This window comes from Rhodopirellula maiorica SM1 (assembly GCF_000346295.1).
Lineage (GTDB): Bacteria > Planctomycetota > Planctomycetia > Pirellulales > Pirellulaceae > Novipirellula > Novipirellula maiorica.
In genome coordinates this window covers 1-5,404 of the sequence record NZ_ANOG01000154.1, presented here as the reverse complement: position 1 = coordinate 5,404, position 5,404 = coordinate 1, and the positions used below count along the sequence as shown (strand labels likewise).

The window sequence follows — 5,404 nt, the reverse complement described above, 5'->3', positions numbered from 1 at the left end:
TCACCGGTTTGGAATGCAGCGAATCCAAGACCGGAGGCCGACACATTTACACCGTCATTGTGTCGGCCTCCGGCCTTTGCAGCTCATTCGCTACATCCCGTGGCCTTACGGCCACGGCCGAGGATGTATCGGCCTCTGGCCTAAGCCGGACGTTCTCGTCAGCGGCCGGGTATCGGCATCGGTCGCTACCCGATGCCTGACGGCCGACGGCTCACCGTTGCGTTTGAATCGTTGACAAATCGAATCAACCATCGCCTTGACCGAGACCGAAGTTCCACCACTTGCCGGCACGTGTTTTCGAATAGCCTTTGCGAATCGTCGCCGACTCTTTCAAAAAGTCACCGGAGTGCAGATTGACCATTTCGAGTGTCAACAAATAGTCACGCTGGGTGGTCTTGTTGCGGTCGGTCGTGCCGCTTGTGATGGTGGCATACAGCAAGTAATCAACCGGTGCCCCTTGGCGTCCAAGCGCCGCAGCGAATTGGGCTCGGTTTTCGGGCAGAAACAGAGCGTCGGGACGGAGCCGTGTTTCGACCAAGGCCGCGTCGACCATTCGCCGGCTGATACAGCGAAAGGTTTCCGCCGAATTGATTTGCGAATCGATCCGCTCGTACAGCTGATCTTTGAAATCGACCATTTCTTCGGCACTTTTGTTCTCGATCCCGATAAAGCAAACGGTGGCGGGACCGGAGGCCAGGGCGGATCCGATTTGCCCGTCCATTTGCATTGCGTTTGCGGATTCAAACGAGACGGTCTGGACCGCTGGAGGACATCGCCCCAACAACTTGGCGACCGATTCATCGACCAAGGGGTTCCAGGTGGCGGCACCTGCGGCGTGACTGCCGACAAGATCCTTGTCGTTTGCCGCCAAAATGTGTCCGTATTGTCGGCCTGCGCAACCCACGACAACGCTGATACAACCGATTGCGAGCAATGGGAGCGATACGACAGCAAAGTTTCTCATAGGATTTCCATCCATTTAAATCCGCCACGATTGATGATTCCGACGCAGCATCCGCGATTTCTCGCCCTCGACAAACTGGTTCATCGAGCGCGGTGTTTCTTCTGGCGACGCCATCAAGAGTGTTTTGTGTGAGGTTGGATTGACGTCGACGCTGGCTCAAACACGGGAAAAACATGTGAAATCAAAATTTCTGCAAGAATTCCTCGCTCGAATGTTGCCAGTCGCCTTGTCGGTTTGATGTGAGGTATCAAAATGTGGTTCACGTCGGCTATAGCACTGCCCTTGGCGAGGACTCGACCATTCGGGTAGTGATTGCCACCTGATCCGATTGAATCGGATGTTCCGGTAGGACTGCGTTGACAAATTGTGCTGGATCGAGAAACTCACGCAGGTCTTCCTGGCCCCCCAAAGCACCGCAGACTACCCCATGTGAATCATCTCCGTCCTTTGCGTAGCTACGCTTGACGGCGATCCACGCCAGAATTTGCTATCGAACTGGCTTTCTACAAGAATTTTCTGAGACCTTTCATCACTTATGTCCATCGCTTCTACCGCTTCCGAACAATCCGAATTGGATCCCTCGTCCGCGTCATCGACCATTTCCCCGCGAACAATTTCGCGAGAGGGCGATCATTTAGGCGGCACGTTTTCGGGACAAATGACGCCACCGACCATGACGGCATGGACGGGGGGGACGGTTCTGCCATCGCCAACGTCGATCGATGATGACGACTTGCTCGACGATGACGACGACGATGGTGACGAGGACTCGGGATTTGGCTCGGATGACGATTCCGAAGGAGGCGGCACGGGCGACGACGGCTTCAACGATGGGCTGGACGAAGACGACGAGGTCGATGAATTCGACGATATCGACGAAGACGATTTTGACGACGATTTTGACGACGATTTCGAAGAAGAACTCGAAGACGACTACGAGATTGAGATCGAAGACGAAATCAGTGCCGAGTTTGGGCTCAGTAGCGGCGACGGCAGCGACGACGACGAATTGGAAGATTTCGACGATTTTGATGACGTCGACGAAGACCTAAACGACTAGATCCAAGGCCGATCCACGCTGGTTTTAGGGTAAAAACAGTTCGCGCTGCGGGTCGCTGGATGGCTTTTGCGCTCGATATGCAAGCCGCATGGGTAAACGCCCGGACTGCAAAATTGTTGGTTTTGTCGCGATTTTCAGTTTCGCAGCTCTTCTGCCTGAACCGCGAAGCGGTGGCAGGTTTTAGCCCCGGACGCGAGTCCGGGGGTGATAGGCATGTAGGGATCGAAAGTCTCGAAGCGACGGCATGAATTCGTTGCATAACTTCCGCGTGATGCCGCAAAACTCCTGCCGTCACTTCGTGACTCACGGCGCTTTTGCTCCATTTTCCTGGGACTTGCGTCCCAGGCTATAGCCTGCCATCGCTTCGCGACTAAGGAATCAAACCCACGCAACAAAAATCTCGTCAACGCCTAACTATCAACAGCCCACCGCAAGCCGCCCGGTCGCATTGCTGAAAAACGCCGAAAAACGCTGCTTGGCTTGCTCTACTGCGGGTCGAAAACGCGACCTCTCTATGAACACAGGTCCTGCAAAGGTGTCTAAAAATCGGATATGGTTTCCGATTAGTTGTTGTCCGGCCCAAATCTGAAACAGGCCGTACCCCCGAACACCTTTGCCCTAGCGTCTAAAAGCGATTGATGATGCCCGCTTCCGTGAGTCCTTTCCGCGCTCCACCGAGCAGCCCCAATTTCCCAAAACTTGAACTCGACGTTTTGCAGTTTTGGGACGATCACGACATCTACAAGAAATCGTTGGCTCAGCGTGCCGATGCCCATTCGTTTGTCTTCTACGAAGGCCCTCCGACGGCCAACGGGCTGCCACACCCAGGCCACTGCCTGACTCGCTCGATCAAGGACGTTTTCCCTCGCTACAAGACGATGCGAGGCTATCGCTGCGAACGTAAAGCGGGCTGGGACACGCACGGTTTGCCGGTTGAAGTCGAGGTGGGCAAGGAACTCGGCATCCACAGCAAGGAAGAGATCGAAGCGTTCGGCGTCGAACCCTTCATCCAAAAATGCCAACAGAGCGTATTTCGCTACATGCAGCAGTGGCAAGACCTGACCCGCCGACTCGGATTCTGGGTCGACCTGGAAAAGGCCTACGTCACCTACCACCAAAGCTACATCGAAAGTGTTTGGTGGAGTCTGAAAACGCTGTTCGAACGCGGGCTGTTGTACCAAGGACACAAGATCGTGTGGTGGTGGGCCCAAGGCGGCACGGCGCTGTCCTCGGGCGAAGTCGGGCAAGGCTATCGCGAAGTCGCCGACCCCAGCGTGTATGTATTGTTCCCGTTGGTCGACAATCCAAAACGCTCGCTCGTCGTTTGGACGACGACCCCGTGGACGCTGCCTAGCAATATGTACGCGGCGGTCCACACCGAATTGGACTATGCCGTCGTCCGCGACGATGAAACCGGTCAGGAGTTGGTGATCGCTGCCGATCTAGTTGAAACGATCGCCGGAAAACTGAAACGCGAACTTCCCGTCCTGGAAACGATCTCGGGCAAATCGTTGGTCGACCAGCGTTACGTTCCGCCGTTTGACAACTATTACAAAACGCTCGGCGATGCGACCGGCACTCTCACCAGTGGTGAATCCGAAGCCTTGATGTGGCGTGTGGTTGCGGCCGATTTCGTGACCACCGAATCCGGTAGCGGTATCGTTCACCAAGCTCCGGCGTTCGGCGAAGTCGACTACGAAGTTCTGACGCAAGAGCAAGCACGATTCGTCGAAACCGATCGGCCTGAGCTGTTGTGCGCTGTCGGTCCCGACGGCAAGTTCACCGACGACTTTGTGGACATGAAAGGCACTTGGGTCAAGGATGCCGACAAACCAATTTCGCGAATGCTACGCGAAGCGGGTAAGTTGTTGCTATTGGAACAATACCTTCATGATTATCCGTTCTGCTGGCGAGCGAGCGAAGATCCGCTGATCCAATACCCACGCCGCAGCTGGTTCGTGCGAACGACGAAGTTCCGCGACCTGATGCTGAAAAACAATTCGCAAATCGGTTGGCAACCTGAACACATCCAAAACGGACGGTTCGGCAACTTTTTGGAATCCAACGTCGACTGGGCTTTGTCGCGAGAACGTTTCTGGGGCACGCCACTGCCGATCTGGGTTTGCCAAGAAACCGGACAGATGGAAGCGGTCGCCAGCTACGACGAAATCCTGGCAAAACCGGGGCTGCAAGGAACCGAGGTTTGGGAACAAGCCAAGGCGGCCAATCCCGAATTAGCCGATGATCTGCGAGTCCACAAGCCGTACATCGACTCGGTTACCTACGATTCGCCGTTCGCCGAAGGGGCTCGGATGCAACGAGTCACCGAGGTGATCGATTGTTGGTACGACAGCGGTGCGATGCCGTTCGCCCAATGGGGTTGGCCACACCAAAACAACGAATCGTTCCAAGATCAATTCCCGGCCGATTTCATCTCCGAAGCCCTCGACCAGACTCGTGGTTGGTTCTACAGCCAATTGGCGATCAGCACGATGCTGTTTGGCGAAGGCGCTGCGATCAGCGAGCGAGAGGACGACGCGGAAGCGAAAAAAGTGTCCGACACCTTTTCGGACCCGTTGGCCGGCCAAGAGTATCCGCATCCGTATCGCAACTGCATCGTACTGGGGCTGATGCTGGGCGAAGACGGCAACAAGATGAGCAAGAGCTTACGGAACTATCGCGAGCCCAACGAGATTTTTGACAAGTATGGCGCCGACGCACTGCGTTGGTTCTTCTTTGCCGGGCAACCGCCATGGACCGCCATCCGCTATCGTGAACAATCGATCAAGGATTCGATCCCCGAATTCTTGCTGCGACTGTGGAACGTGTTTAGCTTCTTCAGCATCTACGCCGAAATCGATGGATTTGATCCCACCACGGCAACCGACGCGGACGATCAATTGACGTCGGCCAGCCTGGCGTCGGCGCCGACGTACCGCGACATCAACGAGCGAAGTGAAATTGATCGCTGGATCATGTCCGAACTGAATCGCACGAACGAAATCGTGGTCGACCGCATGGATGTGCTTGATAACTACAATGCTTGTCAAGCGATCACGTCGTTTGTCGATGGATTGAGCAACTGGTACGTTCGCCGTAGTCGCGACCGATTCTGGGCCAGCGACAAGGACTCGCAAGACAAGCACGATGCGTACTGGACTCTGTACGAATCGCTGCTGCAAATCACCAAGATCGTCGCTCCGTTTGTACCGTTCTTGTCCGAAACACTTTGGCAAAGCTTGGCCGAACCGTTTGGCAATCGCGTGCGAAAAAGTGTCCACCTGTGTGATTACCCGGTCGCGGATGACAAACGCATTGACGCGAAACTGTCGACCAGCATGAAACTGCTGCGAGAAATCGCTTCGCTCGGTCGCGCCGCG

General features: G+C 55.3%; 4 protein-coding genes. 3 read left to right on the top strand and 1 reads right to left on the bottom strand.

Translation table 11 applies throughout. The features are described 5' to 3' along the window. Positions 1–200: hypothetical protein (locus RMSM_RS42345; RefSeq protein WP_236622004.1), on the top strand; the 200-nt coding region annotated here is incomplete at its 5' end. Between the two features lie 44 nt (positions 201–244). On the opposite strand, the gene RMSM_RS04610 is transcribed toward RMSM_RS42345, so the two are convergent. After that, positions 245–964, bottom strand: coding sequence for a penicillin-binding protein activator LpoB (locus tag RMSM_RS04610; RefSeq protein WP_063870188.1), 720 nt, complete (start codon positions 962–964; stop codon positions 245–247). Between the two features lie 535 nt (positions 965–1,499). Here RMSM_RS04610 and RMSM_RS36410 point away from each other — a divergent pair. After that, positions 1,500–2,024 carry a hypothetical protein gene (locus RMSM_RS36410; protein ID WP_008692271.1) on the top strand — a complete coding sequence of 175 codons (525 nt, stop codon included), beginning with the start codon at positions 1,500–1,502 and terminating at the stop codon, positions 2,022–2,024. A 638-nt stretch (positions 2,025–2,662) separates the two neighbouring features. After that, the coding region (ileS, locus tag RMSM_RS04600) for an isoleucine--tRNA ligase (protein ID WP_081614005.1) at positions 2,663–5,404 on the top strand (2,742 nt) is incomplete at its 3' end.